The 15,787-nt window shown below is 62.0% G+C and carries 16 protein-coding genes; 2 read left to right on the top strand and 14 right to left on the bottom strand.

Translation table 11 applies throughout. The annotated features are described in order from the left end of the window. The 4 genes from NKK52_RS15755 to NKK52_RS15740 are packed head-to-tail and all read right to left on the bottom strand — an operon-like array spanning nucleotide 1 to nucleotide 3,615. A complete protein-coding gene (locus NKK52_RS15755; RefSeq protein ID WP_023667976.1) occupies nucleotides 1-804 on the bottom strand; it encodes a sugar phosphate nucleotidyltransferase in 804 nt (267 codons plus the stop codon). Beyond that, nucleotides 804-1,904 (bottom strand): CgeB family protein, encoded by a 1,101-nt coding sequence (locus NKK52_RS15750; protein WP_023667977.1) that lies wholly within the window; start codon nucleotides 1,902-1,904, stop codon nucleotides 804-806. The genes NKK52_RS15755 and NKK52_RS15750 overlap by 1 nt, the downstream gene beginning before the upstream one ends. Before the next feature lie 14 nt (nucleotides 1,905-1,918). Beyond that, on the bottom strand, nucleotides 1,919-2,515 hold the full coding sequence (locus tag NKK52_RS15745; protein WP_023667978.1) for a histidine phosphatase family protein: 597 nt from the start codon (nucleotides 2,513-2,515) through the stop codon (nucleotides 1,919-1,921). After that, nucleotides 2,512-3,615 carry an inositol-3-phosphate synthase gene (locus NKK52_RS15740; protein ID WP_023681094.1) on the bottom strand — a complete coding sequence of 368 codons (1,104 nt, stop codon included), beginning with the start codon at nucleotides 3,613-3,615 and terminating at the stop codon, nucleotides 2,512-2,514. Before NKK52_RS15740 ends, NKK52_RS15745 begins: the two co-directional genes overlap by 4 nt. A gap of 85 nt (nucleotides 3,616-3,700) precedes the next feature. On the opposite strand from NKK52_RS15740, the gene NKK52_RS15735 reads away from it, so the two are divergent. Further along, nucleotides 3,701-5,515 (top strand): hypothetical protein, encoded by a 1,815-nt coding sequence (locus NKK52_RS15735; protein WP_245263028.1) that lies wholly within the window; start codon nucleotides 3,701-3,703, stop codon nucleotides 5,513-5,515. A gap of 8 nt (nucleotides 5,516-5,523) precedes the next feature. Here NKK52_RS15735 and NKK52_RS15730 read toward each other — a convergent pair whose 3' ends face one another. The 9 genes from NKK52_RS15730 to NKK52_RS15690 all read right to left on the bottom strand — a co-directional run bounded on the left by NKK52_RS15730 (nucleotide 5,524) and on the right by NKK52_RS15690 (nucleotide 14,742). Continuing rightward, nucleotides 5,524-5,709, bottom strand: a complete 186-nt coding sequence (locus tag NKK52_RS15730) for a hypothetical protein (RefSeq protein WP_023667982.1) — start codon at nucleotides 5,707-5,709, stop codon at nucleotides 5,524-5,526. 94 nt (nucleotides 5,710-5,803) lie between these two features. Continuing rightward, complete coding sequence (locus NKK52_RS15725) at nucleotides 5,804-6,844, bottom strand: UDP-glucuronic acid decarboxylase family protein (protein WP_023681096.1); 1,041 nt, start codon at nucleotides 6,842-6,844, stop codon at nucleotides 5,804-5,806. 23 nt (nucleotides 6,845-6,867) lie between these two features. Then, nucleotides 6,868-7,971 (bottom strand): CgeB family protein, encoded by a 1,104-nt coding sequence (locus NKK52_RS15720; RefSeq protein WP_023681097.1) that lies wholly within the window; start codon nucleotides 7,969-7,971, stop codon nucleotides 6,868-6,870. Then, nucleotides 7,968-9,062, bottom strand: coding sequence for a CgeB family protein (locus tag NKK52_RS15715; RefSeq protein ID WP_023667985.1), 1,095 nt, complete (start codon nucleotides 9,060-9,062; stop codon nucleotides 7,968-7,970). Before NKK52_RS15715 ends, NKK52_RS15720 begins: the two co-directional genes overlap by 4 nt. Further along, the gene (locus tag NKK52_RS15710; RefSeq protein ID WP_023681098.1) at nucleotides 9,059-10,189 is read right to left on the bottom strand and encodes a CgeB family protein; all 1,131 of its coding nucleotides are present in this window, start codon (nucleotides 10,187-10,189) and stop codon (nucleotides 9,059-9,061) included. Before NKK52_RS15710 ends, NKK52_RS15715 begins: the two co-directional genes overlap by 4 nt. Nucleotides 10,190-10,191: 2 nt before the next feature. Further along, complete coding sequence (locus tag NKK52_RS15705; RefSeq protein WP_023681099.1) at nucleotides 10,192-11,292, bottom strand: glycosyltransferase family 4 protein; 1,101 nt, start codon at nucleotides 11,290-11,292, stop codon at nucleotides 10,192-10,194. Further along, complete coding sequence (locus tag NKK52_RS15700; RefSeq protein WP_023681100.1) at nucleotides 11,277-12,569, bottom strand: TIGR04295 family B12-binding domain-containing radical SAM protein; 1,293 nt, start codon at nucleotides 12,567-12,569, stop codon at nucleotides 11,277-11,279. Before NKK52_RS15700 ends, NKK52_RS15705 begins: the two co-directional genes overlap by 16 nt. Further along, nucleotides 12,566-13,639, bottom strand: a complete 1,074-nt coding sequence (locus tag NKK52_RS15695; RefSeq protein ID WP_023681101.1) for a GDP-mannose 4,6-dehydratase — start codon at nucleotides 13,637-13,639, stop codon at nucleotides 12,566-12,568. The genes NKK52_RS15700 and NKK52_RS15695 overlap by 4 nt, the downstream gene beginning before the upstream one ends. Then, nucleotides 13,636-14,742 (bottom strand): NAD-dependent epimerase/dehydratase family protein, encoded by a 1,107-nt coding sequence (locus tag NKK52_RS15690; protein WP_023681102.1) that lies wholly within the window; start codon nucleotides 14,740-14,742, stop codon nucleotides 13,636-13,638. Before NKK52_RS15690 ends, NKK52_RS15695 begins: the two co-directional genes overlap by 4 nt. Nucleotides 14,743-14,959: 217 nt before the next feature. On the opposite strand from NKK52_RS15690, the gene NKK52_RS15685 reads away from it, so the two are divergent. After that, nucleotides 14,960-15,235 (top strand): hypothetical protein, encoded by a 276-nt coding sequence (locus NKK52_RS15685; protein ID WP_023667991.1) that lies wholly within the window; start codon nucleotides 14,960-14,962, stop codon nucleotides 15,233-15,235. Between the two features lie 212 nt (nucleotides 15,236-15,447). Here NKK52_RS15685 and NKK52_RS15680 read toward each other — a convergent pair whose 3' ends face one another. Next, nucleotides 15,448-15,774, bottom strand: coding sequence for a low affinity iron permease family protein (locus tag NKK52_RS15680; protein WP_023681103.1), 327 nt, complete (start codon nucleotides 15,772-15,774; stop codon nucleotides 15,448-15,450). Between the last annotated feature and the right edge of the window lie 13 nt (nucleotides 15,775-15,787).

Genomic DNA, 15,787 nt, shown 5'->3' with positions numbered 1-15,787 from the left:
TCAGGCTCCTTCGCCAGGAACGACGGGTACATGCGACTGCGCGCCGGGCATGATCATGGTGGGCCGGCGCTGCGCGGATGAGGCGTCGTTTTCAAGCAACCGCAGAGCTGTTCGATAGCCGTTGAAAGTGCCGACATCGACATAGTCCGACCCAGCCCTGACACCAAAAGCTGTACCGCCGGCCGCAATATAGGCGTTGACCAAAGTGCCGATATATTCGTCACTGCGCTCGCGCTCACGCCAGAGTGCCGCAAGCTGATGCAGGATATGGCCCGGCATCTTGAACGCACCCCAGACCCAGTTCGTGGCGGCATCCTGTCGTTTGACCTGGATTTCGATCACGCGCTCGTGGACGTCGGTGACGACGGCGTCGAAGAATTCCGGCTGATCCACCGGGAAAAGCAGAAATGAGAGCTGATCGTCGGGCAAATGGCGGAAACCGTCCTCGGGAAACCAGATCGTATCGGGAAGGCCGACCAGGACGACCTCGTCGGGCGCGACGAGGGGCGCCGCCCGGAAGATCGCATCGCACAGACCGACGGGGTTCGGCTGCACCACGAAGAGAGCCGCCGCGTCACCGTAGCCGGCGGCGTAGTATTCAAGGATGTCGGATTTGCCCGATCCGATGATGAAGCAAATCTTGTCGACGCCGGCCTGCACCATGCGCCGTACCAGATACTCGCTCACGGCGCATGGACGCTCGGTCTGTCCATCGATCCGGCTACCGACCGGCAGCAGCTCTTTCGAGAAGCCGAGCGGCTGAATGCGGCTGCCGCGCCCGGCAGCGGGTACGATGCCCAACATCAGACCGCTTCCCTCATCGGTTCGCCGGGAGATCTTTGAAAGGCCTCGTTCAGGATGCGATCCAGTTCCGCCGCGCGCCGTGCCGAAGTGTGTTCGCCCAAGACCCGGTCGCGGGCACGCCTTCGAATGCCGTCGAGCTCGCGCTCCGGCAATCGCAATGCGGCGACCACATCATCGGTGTCATGCGCCAACAAGATTTCGCGGCCGGGTTCGAAAAATTCGGTCAGGCCCGGCCATGCATCGGTGACGATGGCAGCCCCACACGCGGCCGCTTCGAAGAGCCGTCCCGACGGGCACCAGCCCTTTTGCGCCATCGCCTCCCGGGTGACGTTCAGTGTCAGGCGAGATGATGAGAAGAAAGCCGGATGGTCGGCTGGCGGAAGATGCCTGACAAAGAAGATGTTGTCGCTCCATGGGAATTCCTGCGGATATTGCGCGCCGCCAATGATGAAACGGTGGTCAGGCAGGCGCGCGGCCGGGCGGACCAGCAGCTTTTCGACGCCGGCCTGGCGATCCGCCGCGTAAGTTCCGAGATAGGACAGATCACCGGCGAATTCGGCCCGCTTCTCTGCCGGCCGGTGTTGGTCGGGATCGACATGCCCATAGAGCGGCACCACGTGACGCGCGCCCAAAACCGACTTAAGCGCCTCGATCGCAGAGCCGCCGGTGTAACTCAAAACGAGGTCGAAATCGGCGAGACCCTCAGGTCCGAAATAGGGCGGACGCTCGCCTTGCTCGATGCGGGCAAGCGTGACCGGAGTGTCGAGATCGTAGAAGACACGCAATCCGCGACCTGTCTGCTGCGCCAGCCGCGAGGCCTCCACGGCGTCGGCACAGTAGGAGGTGACGACGACGACATCCGCTTGCTTCATTGCCCGCTCCGCAACGCGACGGATGTCCTCCCAGTCCGGATAAATGACGACGTTGCCGCCATCGAGCCGATCGAGATCACGCGTCCCGGCATAGTAGGGGGTATCGCGTTCGAAGAAGGTGATGGACCATCCCAGCCGACCCAGGGCGCGGATCAGACCGCGCCAGAGCGTGGCATGGCCGTTGCCCCATGATGATGTAACGGTGAGACCGAAAATGACCATCTGCATCCGGAAAGTCCTCGTCAGGCAGCTTCGTTCATTCGCAGGAGCTTGGAGCCCCAGTCACCCGACACGATCGTCGTGATCGAGGCTGGATCGATGTCGAAGCGGAAGCAGTCGCCGACCGGCAAGCCAAGCACCTTGCAGACGGCGGCCTTGATGACGTCGGCGTGGCTGACCAGGGCGACACACTGGTTCGGATGCCGCTCGCGCACTGCGTTCATCAGTGCGACGATCCGCTCCTGCACATCCAGCATGGTCTCGCCGCTCGGTGTCCTGGCCTCCTGCCGCTGGTCGTTCCACGCCCGCCAACCGGCATCGCCATTCAACTCGTCGAAGGTCTTTCCCGACCAATCGCCGAAATCGATCTCGTCGAGTTCGGCGCAGATCGCGATTTCACCGACGCCGCAGGCAAGCGCGATCGGCACGGCCGTCTCTTGCGTACGCTCACGCGGGCTGCACAAGATGGCTTCAATCGGCTCCCGGGCCATGCGGCCACCAAGATGCGCGGCCTGCGCCTTCCCAGCCTCGCCAAGGCAAACGCCATCCATCCGTCCTGCAAGATAGGAGCCGACATTGTCGTGCGCTGCATGACGGATCAAAAAGAACGTTGTCGTCATTCCGCGGCATCCAGCAAAGGCTCGTCCTTGCCGGCGATGAAGGCGAGCGTGCGCTGCCGCGCTTCGGCGTCGGTGAACTGTTCGGGAGGCGACTTCATGAAATAGCTGCAGGGACCGGTCAGTGCTCCCGCTATGCCGCGATCGAGCGCAAGCTTGGCGCAGCGTATCGCATCGATCACCACGCCGGCTGAATTTGGAGAATCCCAGACTTCCAGCTTGAGCTCGGCGTTGAGCGGCACGCCGCCGAAGGTCGTCCCTTCCACTCGGATATAGGCCCATTTGCGATCAGTCAGCCACGGTACGTGGTCGCTGGGTCCTACATGAATATTGCCCGGCTCCAGGGGAACATCGAACTGGCTGGCCACGGACTGGGTCTTGGAAATTTTCTTTGATTCCAGCCGCTCGCGTTCCAGCATGTTGAGGAAGTCGGTGTTGCCGCCGAAATTCAGCTGATAAGTGCGATCGATGCGCACGCCGCGCTCGCGGAAGAGATTGGCCAGCAGGCGGTGAACGATGGTCGCCCCGACCTGGCTCTTGATATCATCGCCGACCAGCGGCAGCCCTCGCTGCTCGAAGCGCCGGCGCCATTCTGGACGTGAGGCGATGAAAACGGGTATGCAGTTGACGAAGGCGCAGCCGGCCTCAAGCGCGCATTCGGCGTAGAAGCGCGTCGCCTCCTCGGAGCCCACCGGCAGGTAAGAGACCAGCACGTCGGCGCCGCTGTTGCGCAGGATTTCGCTGACGTCGGCAACCGGCTCCGGCGCCTCCTCGATTTCGTCGCGCAAGTATTTTCCGATGCCGTCAAGTGTCGGTCCGCGCTCGACGCGAACGCCGTTTGCCGCCGCATCGGCAAAGCGGAACGTGTTGTTCGGGGCGGCGTAGATTGCTTCAGCGACGTCGAGGCCAACCTTGCTCCTGGCGACGTCGAATGCGCAGACAATCTCGATGTCGTCGACATGGTAACCGCCGAGGTCGGCATGCATCAGCCCTGGGATTGGTTCGTTGCTTTTTGCGTGACGATAATAGGAGAGGCCCTGCACCAGGGAGGATGCGCAATTGCCGACCCCGACGATACCGACACGAACCTTTTTCGATCCCACGAAACTGCCGCCCTATGCTGTTCAAAGGTAAGTTCCTGCCGCCGAACCACCAGCGTGCCGGAATGTTCCTTGGCCTGCCGAAAAATTGCGCAAGACAGCATGGATCGAAGCAGCGCTCGCTGCGTTGCCGCAAGGCAAAGCATTGGAAAACCGATCGATGATCGTTTACGGCGACCAGAAGCGGAGGCAGAGCGCAGAACGGCTTCGCGATGCTGCGAGCGAAATTGCTCAAAGTCTGGACCGCATGGCTCATGGCGTCCGACGCCATGCCGCGTTGGTCGGGCTATTCATCAGCGTATCGGAACTGGTTCGCGCGCTTGCCGATGTCGATTTCGAGAACAGGGGCATCGACATCTTTTCGCCGCGGCAACAGCAAGGCGCCAGATTGCTGGTTGGTGTTGCGGCAGAGGTGGCGAAGTCGTGGCGAAGCGGTTTCGCCGTGGGCGGTGGCATCGACCCGGGACTTCTCCAACTGCTGGACGGGTTGGATTGCGAGGCTGAGGTTCTGACCGGTTCGGCCGAGGGTTACGCGCATTACGCGCTTTATCCCGAAAGCTATTTGGGAGCGGCGCAGGAGTCAGGTCTCGATGCGAACACATGCGTGATCGGCATCCGCAGCATCGGCCTGGGGCTTGCCGCCATAGTGGCTGCCGCGATTGGCGCGCCGGCGCCGTTCAGCGTTCGTCCGGTCGGCCATCCTTTCCGCAGGCACATCAATGCCGATCCGCGCTCGATCGCTTCCTGGAAGAACAATCCATCGGCATGCTTCGCCGTTGTAGACGAGGGTCCCGGTCTGTCCGGCAGTTCGATGCACGCCGTCGTCGCGTGGCTGCGGGAACTGGGTATTGGTATGGACCGCATTCACCTGTTTCCCAGCCATCCTGGCGACCCGGGCATCGAAGCGTCACGGGAGGCCAGGGAGACATGGTCGCGCTGTCCGAAACATGTGGCGACGGCGCTCGAATGCACCTTCCCCGAAAGCTCGAACATTCCCACGCTGCGCGACTGGGTGGCCGAGGCGGTCGGCAGCCCCGAATTACGCCTGACCGAACTGTCTGGTGGCGAATGGAGGAGCGTCCACTACGTCGACGAAAAGCATTGGCCGCCGAGCCCGCGCGGCATCGAGCGGCGTAAATTCCTGGCGTCCGCGGGGTGTGGTCGCTGGCTCGTCAAATTCGCCGGCCTCGGCGAAACCGGACGGCGTAAGAGACGAGCCGCGGAAATGTTGGGGAAAGCCGGGTTGGGATCGCAAGTGGTCGGGCTTTGCCACGGCTTTCTGGTCGAACGGTGGATTGACGGCACCACGATGGACCAGGCGCCGCTGCCCAGAGGAAGGCTGGTCGCGGAGTTGACGCGCTATCTAACCTGGCGGGCGCTCAATCTCCGAACCTGCGAACCGGGTGCATCATTGCTCGCACTCGCGGAAATGGCTGCTTCCAATACATCTGAAGCCTTGGGCGAGAACCGAGCGGCGACGTTGCGCGGTTGGCTCTCGAAAAAAACCCCTGCGTATGTTCTGCAGCGGGTGGAAATCGACGGAAAGCTTCACGCGTGGGAGTTTCTCGTTTGTGCCGACGGCACGGTGCTCAAGACAGATGCCGTCGACCATTGCCGGGCACACGATTTGATTGGCTGCCAGCCGATAGAGTGGGACATTGCCGGCGCCCGTGTCGAATATGGACTATCCGACAGCGATGTGACGACATTGGTCGAGGGGATGGGGCTCGATATTGACAATGGCCACATCGATTTTTTCGAACCCTGCTATTTGGCGTTCCAAATCGGGCTCTGGAGCACGGCTGCGCAATCCGAAAATGGCCAGGAAAAAGCAAGGCTGGCCGCGACCGCAGACCGATACAGGGCGGGGCTGATACGATTCCTGGACGAATCTCAGGTGTAGCGTTTCGATCAATCCAGCCTTCGTAGCATGTCTGCTTCCTGCTCGAGAATAGCGGCCACTTCCTCGCGCTGCAGATGCGTCATCATCAGGCTGACGCAGCACTCGAGATAGGTGATCGAGGAGCGCCGCAGATAGGCAGCCGCCTCGCGTTCGGCAATCTTGTCGACATCCTTCGCGGGTCGCTTGGGTTGCATGAGGATGATCCTCCGTATCGGGTCCCTCCCGCCAAACTACAAGGTTGGATGGATGTTCCGAACGATCTCCGGGCAGGTCCGTCCGCGGCCCGCGTCATGCAGGAAGGTTCTGCAGCCCGCCTGCGGGTCTCCTTTTGGCAAGGCCTGTCATCTGATCGCCGATGCCGGTGCCTTCGAGCGCCGCGAAATAATCGATCGTCAGCTTGAGCCCTTCGTTGAGCGGCACTCTCGGCGACCAGCCGAGCAGCGTTTTCGCACGCGAAATATCAGGCTGCCTGCGCCGAGGATCGTCTTGCGGCAGGGGCAGAAATTTCAGATCCGACTTGGTGCCGGTCATCGCCTTCACCAATGCCGCCAGTCGCACGATGGTGAATTCTCCGGGATTGCCCAGATTGACCGGCTTGCCCGGATTGGGGTCGATGTTCATCAGGCGCATCAATCCATCAATCAAGTCGGAGACATAGCAGAAGGATCGCGTCTGCTGGCCGTCGCCGAATATCGTCAGCGGACGCTTCTCGAGCGCCTGCATGATCAAATTCGAGACGATGCGACCGTCGGCCGGATCCATTCTCGGACCGTAGGTGTTGAAGATGCGCGCGACGCGGACGTCGGCCTTGCCGGCCCTTAGATAGTCGAAGCAAAGCGTTTCGGCGGTGCGCTTGCCCTCGTCGTAGCAGGCGCGTGGGCCGGTGCAGTTCACATGGCCGACATAATCCTCCCTTTGCGGGTGTTGTTCCGGATCGCCATACACTTCGCTCGTCGAGGCCTGCAGCAGTCGCGCGTCATTGCGGACAGCGAGTTCGAGCAGGTTGAGGGTTCCGATCACGCAGGTACGCGTGGTGTGTATCGGGTCGGCCTGATAACGCGGCGGTGAGGCGGCGCAGGCCAGGTTGAAGATGTGATCCACGGGCTCGCCGAGATCCAATGGCCGGCAGATGTCCTGCTCGATCAACCGGAAACCCGGCCGGTCCATGATCGAGATGATGTTTTCCATGCGCCCGGTCAGAAAATTGTCGACGCAGATCACGCGCCAGCCGTTGCGGAGCAATACTTCGCAAAGATGCGAACCGAGGAAACCCGCGCCGCCGGCAACAAGCACCGTCTTTGCCCTGTGCGCCTTTCTTGTCTGTCGCATCGCTGTTTTCTCCTGTCTGCCGTTCATGCTGCACTTCCAATGTCGAGATCGAGGGCCGTCGCCGTTGGTTGGGTCAGCGCCGCCACGAATTCGCGAGCCCTGGCCCCACCGGTGTGGGAAGCGAGGACGAGTTTGCGAGCCCGGCCGGCCATGGCCAGGCGTGCGCGCTCGGACTCGCCAACGAGGATATCGATGACTTCGTCCGTCTCCGCGGCGGTGTGGATCGCCGATGCGGGAAAGAAGCTGTCGAGCCCTGGCCAGTGGTCGCTGACGATGGGCGTGCCGCAAGCCGCCGCTTCGAACAGGCGCACGCTGGGCGACCATCCTGCGGTGATCATGGAACTGCGTGTGACATTCAGCGTGTAGCGCTGACGGCTATAGAACGCGGCGTGATCGGCTGGCGGCAAATGTTCGATGCGTTCGACATTGTCCGGCCAGATGATGTCGGATGGATATTGGGAGCCGGCCACGACGAAACGGAGGTTCGGCATATGCCGTGCGGGCTCGAGCAGCAGAGCGTTCAGCGTTGTCTGCCGGTCCATGCTGTAGGTGCCGAGATAGCCGAGATCCCAGCGGATCGGATCTCCTGTCGGGTGATGCCGTTCCGGATCGACCGAACAATAGAGAGGTTCGGCATGGCGCGCGCCGAAGTCTTGCGCCAGATGGTTGAGCGTTGGGCCGCCAGTGAAGGAGAAATAGACATCGAAATACGGAATTTGCCGCGAACTCAGATAATCGCAATCGTCGGCTGAAAGCTTGGCCAGGGTCACCGGGGTGTCGATGTCGTAAAAGCAGAGCTGCCCCTTGCAAAGCGAGGCGACGATGTCGATGACCTGGCGTCCTTCTGGAACAAAGGATCCGATGACGATGATGTCGGCCTGCTCCAGGCACTGTGCGTAGTCGCGTTGCAGCTCCGCAGTGGTTTCGTAGTAGCGCAAGGCGCAGAACTCCGGATCGCGCAGATCGCGGTGATTGGCGTACCAGGGCACGTTGCGCTCCAGAAAAGTCACCCGGTGACCGAGTCCGTGCAAGCCTTTCAAAAGACCCCGGAAAGTCGTGGCGTGGCCGTTTCCCCAGGATGAGGACAGCGACAGGCCGAGAAAGACGATGTCCAGTTTCTTGGTCATTCCGCTGCCTCCACGGCCCCGTGCTCGAAATGACGTTTGAAGACGGCATCCGCCACATCCGCCCGAAGCGCGTAGGTATGGTCCGCCAGCACGCGGTGAAGTGCGGCTTGGCCGATTGCCTTGGCCCGCCCGGGGGTCAGCGAGCGCATTATTTCGGCGACATCGCCGCCGTCACGCGCGACCAGGATCTCCTCGCCTGGTTTCAGGAACAGTTCCACGCCCAGCCATGCATCCGTGATGAGACAGGCGCCCGCGCCGGCCGCCTCGAACACTCGCGTGGCCGGTGAAAAACCGTTGGCGGCCATGCTGTCGCGGCTGATGTTCAACACGGCTTTTGGGGTGACATTGAAGGCGTTGTGATCGCGGGTGCCGACATGGCCGAGCCAGCCTACATTGGTGGGGAGCGGCTTGTCGCCCCAACCCGAGCCTCCGAGCAGGAAACGCTGTTTCGGCAGCTGGCTGGCGGGATCGAGGAAAAACGATTCGACACGCGCTTCACGGTCCGGCAGCCGGTTTCCGAGGAACGCCAGGTCGCAGGCAAAACGCGCTTTGCTGGCGACCGGATGGTGCGTTTCGGGATCGAGCGCATTGTAGATGGGCACGCACTCCTTGGCGCCCATGGCACGATAGGCCCAGACAACGGGATCGCCGCCACCATAGGTCAGCACGAGGTCGATCTCCTGCAGTGCACGATGGAGCGGGTGGTCCGGCTCGTCGCGCAACTGGGCAAGCGTGGCTGGCGCATCCACGTCCCAGAATACGACAAGCGCGTCGCTGCGGGCGTGGTCGAGAACGGCGCGAAGCAGCGCCTCGTCTTCGAAACCGACGCCACTCGCCTTGACGACGATGTCGGCGCCGGCGGCACGTGCCGCGACCTGCATCAGCGCATGCTGGGTCGCCTCATAAACGACGACAGTGCACCAGTCGGGAGCTTCGATGTCGCGGTTCTTCTGCCGGTCGTAGACATCGGGTTCGTAGAACGTGATCTCGTAACCCAATTGCGAAAGTGCCTTGAGCAAACCGCGATAGTACGTCGCGGCACCGTTCCAGTAGGACGACAAAAGGCTCGATCCATAGAATGCGATCTTCATGCGACGGCTTCCTTTGCGGCTGTCGGGACGGCGGTGTGTCGGTTCGCGCATTGCGTGAGCACGCCGAGCAACTCGTCGACGCGGTGGCGGCAGGTGTGCCGCGAGCGGATGGTCTCGAGACCCGAGGTCACCAGGGAGGCCGCAAAGTCCTCGTCGGACAACACCGTCCGAAGCTGTTGCCGCATTTGCGAGCCATTCTCGGCAAACAGGAAGTCGACACCGGGCCTGAAAAGCTGCTCGACATCGGACCATGGCGCTGAAATCAGCGGAATGCCGCAGGCGAGTGCCTCGAACATGCGGATCGTCGGGATTCCGGGCAACCTCTCGCGATAGGGGCGCCGTGGAACGTGAACGGTGACACGATGCGCGGCGAAGGCCTTCGGCACGTCGGCATTGGCGATCCACCCCTCATAGCGCAGTCCTGCGGTGGCCAGATCCGCAAGTGCGGTCTTGGGGTAGCGTACGCCGTGAACAGCGGCATCAAGGCCGAGATCGTGCACCGGCTCGATCAGAAACTCCTTGAGTTCGGCGGTCCGCTCATCATCGCCCCAGTTGCCGATCCAGACCAGATCGGAGGTGGGGTGGATCTCCGGGTGCGGCTTGAACAGGCGATCGTCCGCCGCTTCATGCCAAGTGAAGACGCGCTTGCCCCAGCCGGCGCGCAGATAGCTCTCGCGCAAGGTTTCGCCAAAGGCGAGAACGCCGTCATAGTGCTCCAGCCGGAGCGCCGAGAGTGCCTCGGTCGCAGACACGGCCCGGTGGTGGGTGTCGTGAAAAAGAAGGATGAAGTTGCCGCCGGCGGCCCGGGCACGGCCAATACGTGCGACAAGCTCCGGATCCGTCCACTCATGAACGATCACAACGTCGGCCTCGGCAATCCAGGCTTCGTGATCAAATCCGGCGTCGTAGGTCACCGGCATCAGTTCGGGAAAATCCTTGCGGAAGCGTTCGATGGCGAACGACCCCTTCTCAGCCAGCAGATTCGACCGGCTCCAGCCATTCGCCGGCTCCAGCGCAATAGTCTGATGCCGGCGCTGGACCAGCTCTCGCATGACGCCGCGCAGGAAATGGGCATTGCCATGGTTCCAGTCGGAAACGACCGAGTGGGTGTAAAACACAAAGCGCATGATCAGCGCTCCGCCATCGCTAAGGCCGCTTTGTCGTAGACGCCGCGCATAGCCGCTGTCTGCTTTGTCAGCCTAAACCTGCGGCTGCGTCGGATGGCTGCCTGGCCAAGCTCTCGCCGGAGCTCGGCATCGCTGGAGAGACGGTTGAGGCAGGCAGCGAGATCGTGCGGATCGCGCGCGTCAAAGAATATCGCGGCCCCGTCCCATAGTTCGCGATAGGTGGCGATATCGGAAAGCACCAGGGGCGTAGCCGACATGGCGGCTTCCAGCGCGGCCAGGCCGAATGGCTCGTAGAGCGATGGCGATACGAAAATACCCGCGCGAGCCATCAACGAACGCACCTCATCGGACGGCACTGCTCCCAGAGGAACAGCATGGCTGAAGCTGACATGCTCGCCGTTTGGGCCGTTCGTCGAACCGGCGGCAAACAGAGGCCATCGCGTCAGGGACGCCGCCTGATCGACCACCGCCGCATTTTTGCCCTCGTCCCACCAGCGGGCAGCGGCGAAGACGAGCGGTTGATGCTTTTCGGCCTTCGGCAGAGGACGGGCACCATTTGTGACCACACTCAAGCGCGCGATCGGGCCGTAGCAGGTCTCTAGCATGTCGGCATGGCTGCGGCTCGGCGCGATGACCGCGTCGGCCCGATCCATGCCGCGTCTGTTGCGCTCCTTCTGCCAGGCCCATGCCCCATCCGCCGCCTGTCCTCTGACCGCATGGAACCAGGTCGTCACGCAGGAATGGGAGACCACCACGACCGGGCATGGCGCGTCGAATCCCGCCGCCTGCGAAGGCGCGTTGAAATGGACAAGGTCGATGGCGTGGTCGCGCATGGGCGCATGCAACTCCCGCGGCAGCGCGTCGAGATCACCGCCGTTGCGGGTCATCCAATCCGGCGGCGTGTTCAGCCAGATCAGCTTCGCGAAAGCCTCCGCCTCGTCGGCCTGCTGCCTGGACGGTGGCGGACCGAGGCCGGCAAGCACCACGCTATCGCCGCCGTTGACAAGTTCCCTGGCCAGGTCGAGCGCATAGCGCCACACGCCGCCCACGGCGTCGACCGTCATCAGGATGCGCCGCGAGCGCGGCGTCAGTGTCCGCAACATGTCGCCTCCAGTTCCGCCAGCGGACGCGGGCGCCTTTCCTGGATGTCGCTGAACTTCTGGAATGATGCGAGATAGTGATCATGGGCGCGCTCCCAGGCGAGGTCGTCGGGTTCGCCCCAAAGCTCGCGATAGCTTGGCGAACTCGGATATGGATAAAGCGGTACGGGTTCATTGGCCCACACGCCGTTGTCGATCAGGTGCGTTCGCCAGTAGTCCACAAGGGCAGGGTCATCCTCGACGACGCCGATCAGATTGGCCTGTACGAACGGAACGTGACGCCTGGCATTGACGAGCAGCGCGGCAAGTTCCTCGGTACCCAGCCGGCAGCGTTTCGCCAGCATCGCACGACCTTCCACGGTCAGGCTTTCGAGGCCGGCCTCGATGGAGACACAGCCAGCCGCACCGAGCAGTTCCAGCAGCTCGGGCTTCCAAAGGTCGATGCGGGTCTGCACACCGAACTTCACGTCGCGATGGATCAACGCTTCCAGCAGCGCTTTTTGCGGCAGGAAGATTTCATCGATGAAATAAATGTAGCCGACCCCCTGGGCAATCAGCCCATCGATTTCCGCTATGACAGCCTCGTGGTTTCGGCGGCGATAGGCATCGCGGAAATCGATCTTGGCGCAGAAGCTGCAATTGTAGGGGCAGCCGCGCGATGCTTCGACCTCCGCGCCGAACCCAACCTGCTTGTCATCGAACCTGTGATGGTGATGCGAATGGGCTGCGATCCAGTCTGATGGCCATTGGAGTGGCGGATGATCGACAAACGAGCTGGCGTGGACGCCGCCGTTCAAAACCACCTTGGCGTCGCGCAGGTAAGCGGTCGAGGGGACCGCGCTCCAGTCGTCGCGCCGGGCAAGTTCCGCGACGATTTCCTCGCATTCGCCGCGCACAACAATGTCGACGCCAAGCTTGCGCAAGGTTGGCGCGGGCGTAGCCGAGCCATGCGGCCCGACCGCGACTGTGCGTCCACCGCGCCCGGCGAGACGGTTGAGGAAATCGGCCGGCACGCGCAACTCGGGTGGTGCGCAGCGCCAGAACAGATAAGTCGGGGCGGTAGTGACTACCGTCATTGCAGGCGCGAAATCAGCCACACGCTCGGAGAGGTCCGAGTTGTCGAGCTTCTGCAATTGCCCATCCAGCATCAACACCTCATGGCCGGCTGTTTCGAGGAGGGATTTCGAATAGCCGAGTTCCAGCGGGAGATGTGGTTGGCGGCAGCCGAAATAGATGCTGTCGTCATAGGTCCAGAACGGGTTTACCAGGGCGATTTTCATGCGACGTACCTCACGACTTCGGGGCGAGGCTGGAGCCGGTGTTGTTGCAGCCAGTCTGCGAGATCGCGAATGCCTTCGCGCCATGAAACACGAGCTTTCCAGCCAAGCATCGCTTTGATCTTGCGGGTGTCGGCGACGAAGAAGGGCTGATCGCCGGTGCGTTCGTCATCATGGCGGATCGAAAGCTCACGGCCGGTCAAGCTACGGATCTCGCTCAACAGCATGCGCAGGCTGATCGCATTATCGGGGCCGCCGCCAAGATTGAATGCCTGGCCTTTGGTCGTCTCGATACGATCGAGCGTGGCCCTGTAGGCGGCGACCGCATCGGAGACATGCAGTATATCGCGCACTTGTCTGCCGTCGCCGTAAATGGTGATTGGACGTCCCGTCAGCGCACTCAGCAGGAAGTGCGCGACCCAGCCTTGATCCTCGGTTCCGAACTGGCGCGGCCCGTAGATGCAGCTCATCCGCAGCACCGCCGTGGGCATGCCGTAGGATTTGGCATAGTCGAGCACATATTGGTCCGCCGCGCCTTTGGAGCAGCCATAGGGCGTGCAGAAATCCAGGCCGTGGGTCTCGTCGATGCCATTCGCTTGGATGATGCCGTCGCAAGGCAGGTAACGATCGCCGTCCTCGCGCACCGCGACGTCGGGCAGGCTGCCATAGACCTTGTTGGTGCTGGCGAAGACCACCGGAACAAACTCACTGCTCAGCCGCGCCGCCTCGAGGACATTGAACGTTCCTCGAAGGTTGATGTCGAAATCCTCGTCCGGTTGGACCAGGCTCGTTGTGACGGCGGTTTGCGCGGCCAGGTGGAAGATCGCCTTGGAACTCTTCAGAACGGGCGCAAGCGCGTTGGCGTCGCGCACGTCAATCGTTTCGACCATGAGGCGGCTTCCGTGTTTCTGCGCCAGCCATTCAAGGTTCTGTTCGACGCCGGGGCGGCTGAGATTGTCGATCACCAGCACCGGCTCGCCATCCGACAACAGGCTGTCGGCCAGGTTCGATCCTATGAAGCCGCTGCCGCCGACAATGGCGACGGGCGCGTCGCGTCGATTGCGCGTATTCATGACACCAGCCCACGTTCCTCAAGCTCGCGTTTCATGTCGGCGCCGCGGTCGATGGCGGACGAGTTGCGCACCCAGGAAACGAAATCGGCGAGCGAATTCTCCAGTTGTTGCCTCGGCTCGAAACCGAGCAGCTCACGGGCCTTGGAAATATCGGCGAAGCAGTTGCGGATATCCCCGGAGCGCGCCTTGCCGAGCAACTCTGGCGAGCGGTCCGGCGTTCCCATGGCCTCGGCAAGTACCCGCGCGACGTCGCTGATAGCATAGGCTCGGCCGCTGCCGATGTTGATGACGTGACCCCTTGCCTGGCGTTGCTGCAGCGCAAGACGAAAGGCGCGGGCGACGTCATCCACATGGACGAAATCGCGTTTCTGTTCGCCATCCTCGAAGATCATTGGACGTTGGCCGTTGGCGAGACGCGAAGCAAAATTGGCCAACACGCCGGTATAGGGGTTCGATAACGCCTGGCCGGCGCCGAAGACGTTGAACAGGCGCAGCGCGACCGCATCGATGCCATAGGCTTCGCCGAAGATCAGCACGGCGCGTTCCTGGGCGTATTTCGTCAGTGCATAAATAGAGGCGAGATCGACCGGCTTTTCCTCGTCCGTCGGCAGGGGGGAGAGGGGCTCGCCTTCCGGCGACAGCGGATTCCATTGCCCGTTTTTGATGTCGCTCGCCTTGCGCCGGGCATTGTCGATGCGCCGGCCGTCCGATGTAGCATAGAGGCCCTCGCCATAGACACTCATCGATGAGGCGACGACAATGCGCTCGACCGGGTGTTTGATCAGCGCCTCGAGCAGCGTCGCGGTGCCGAGATCGTTGGTGCCGACATAGCGCGCGATCTCGTACATCGACTGTCCGACGCCGACTTCCGCGGCCAGATGAATGACCGCGTCAACGCCTTCCAGCGCCTTGGCGACCGCCTCCCGGTCCCGAATGTCGCCCTTGATCAGCTCGGCCCCGGCGGGAAGGGCGACTGTTTCGCCTGCGTGCACCTGCTCCAGCAGCACATCCAAAATGCGAACCGAATAATCCTGCTCGATGAGTTCCTGGGCGACATGCCGGCCAATGAAGCCGCAGCCCCCTGTAACCAATATCCGTTTCACGACCACTCCTCAGACAGGTAATCTTGGCGACCCGAACTTTTCGGCAAAAGGTTTGTTCCCTTGGCTTCAACAAAGTTCCTTTGGCCGGCTTCGTTCGGAAGCAGCCACATCGCGCTCGCCGCGCCGTGCCGGAACATTGCCGCCCTTGTGCTGTTAGGACGCCGGCAGCCCCGACGATGCCCGATGTTGGCAACGCCGATGATCAAAGGAGATTTCAATGTCCCAGTCGCAAACGACCACCAATCACGACGAAATCCGCAAATGGGCCGAGGAGCGGGATGGACGGCCGGCAGTGGTTCGCACCAAAGGGGCGGGCGGCATCCTGCGGATCGACTTCGGCAAACCCGAGGAAGCATTCGAGCCGGTCGAATGGGACGAGTTCTTCCGCATATTCGACGAGAACGATCTGGCCTTTCTTTACCAGTCCAAGACTGGTGACGGACAAACCAGCCGTTTCAACAAGTTCGTCGAGCGCAACCAGAAAGGCGAATGACACATTTCGAGCCGGCCGATTTGCCCGACCTGGTTCTCGGGCCAATTTCTGGATGCGGTGGAACAATAGAGGCTCCGATCCTTCGGTCGCTGAACCACAGCCGCAGCAAGGATCGAAGGCCTGGGCCTGAGCGCAGGAGGCGGCGGGGCTGGATAGGCGTCAAAAGCTGGAAACCCGCTACTCGTCCTGCCGTGAAACCAAAACGCCGCTCATCAGTCGTCCTGCTGCCTGCGGTGGCGGTGTTTTTCGATTTCCTCGGGCTCTTCATCGTCGATCCGCGTGATGTTCGAGGCATTGTGGTCTGATCGCAGGATCTCATCCAGTTTGGCGTGAATGGCCTGAGTGTCGCGGTGCTCGGCACGCTGGATGAACAGCGTCATGGCCCACGTAAACAAGGTAGCCGCTCCATGCCAGTCCAGGGTCTGTCGCTCGAAGATCATCCAAAGGATTGCGTAGACCAACAGGATCAGGAATGCCGCGGGGCGGGAGGTTAATGTGCCGATTGAGGTAAGCACGCCGGTGACGGGATGATTGGCCATGCGAAAGAACTCG

It is taken from the genome of Mesorhizobium sp. C277A (genome assembly GCF_040324395.1).
Classification (GTDB): domain Bacteria; phylum Pseudomonadota; class Alphaproteobacteria; order Rhizobiales; family Rhizobiaceae; genus Mesorhizobium.
The sequence above is the reverse complement of the archived record's forward strand: the minus strand, read 5'-3'. Positions and strand labels throughout refer to the sequence as shown.

Coding starts and splice junctions, on each gene's coding strand:
- NKK52_RS15685 (WP_023667991.1), top strand. CDS start 14,960: ATGTCCCAGTCGCAAACGACCACCAATCACGACGAAATCCGCAAATGG.
- NKK52_RS15750 (WP_023667977.1), bottom strand. CDS start 1,904: ATGCAGATGGTCATTTTCGGTCTCACCGTTACATCATCATGGGGCAAC.
- NKK52_RS15705 (WP_023681099.1), bottom strand. CDS start 11,292: ATGTTGCGGACACTGACGCCGCGCTCGCGGCGCATCCTGATGACGGTC.
- NKK52_RS15720 (WP_023681097.1), bottom strand. CDS start 7,971: ATGACCAAGAAACTGGACATCGTCTTTCTCGGCCTGTCGCTGTCCTCA.
- NKK52_RS15695 (WP_023681101.1), bottom strand. CDS start 13,639: ATGAATACGCGCAATCGACGCGACGCGCCCGTCGCCATTGTCGGCGGC.
- NKK52_RS15755 (WP_023667976.1), bottom strand. CDS start 804: ATGTTGGGCATCGTACCCGCTGCCGGGCGCGGCAGCCGCATTCAGCCG.
- NKK52_RS15715 (WP_023667985.1), bottom strand. CDS start 9,062: ATGAAGATCGCATTCTATGGATCGAGCCTTTTGTCGTCCTACTGGAAC.
- NKK52_RS15680 (WP_023681103.1), bottom strand. CDS start 15,774: ATGGCCAATCATCCCGTCACCGGCGTGCTTACCTCAATCGGCACATTA.
- NKK52_RS15710 (WP_023681098.1), bottom strand. CDS start 10,189: ATGCGCTTTGTGTTTTACACCCACTCGGTCGTTTCCGACTGGAACCAT.
- NKK52_RS15700 (WP_023681100.1), bottom strand. CDS start 12,569: ATGAAAATCGCCCTGGTAAACCCGTTCTGGACCTATGACGACAGCATC.
- NKK52_RS15745 (WP_023667978.1), bottom strand. CDS start 2,515: ATGACGACAACGTTCTTTTTGATCCGTCATGCAGCGCACGACAATGTC.
- NKK52_RS15730 (WP_023667982.1), bottom strand. CDS start 5,709: ATGCAACCCAAGCGACCCGCGAAGGATGTCGACAAGATTGCCGAACGC.
- NKK52_RS15725 (WP_023681096.1), bottom strand. CDS start 6,844: ATGCGACAGACAAGAAAGGCGCACAGGGCAAAGACGGTGCTTGTTGCC.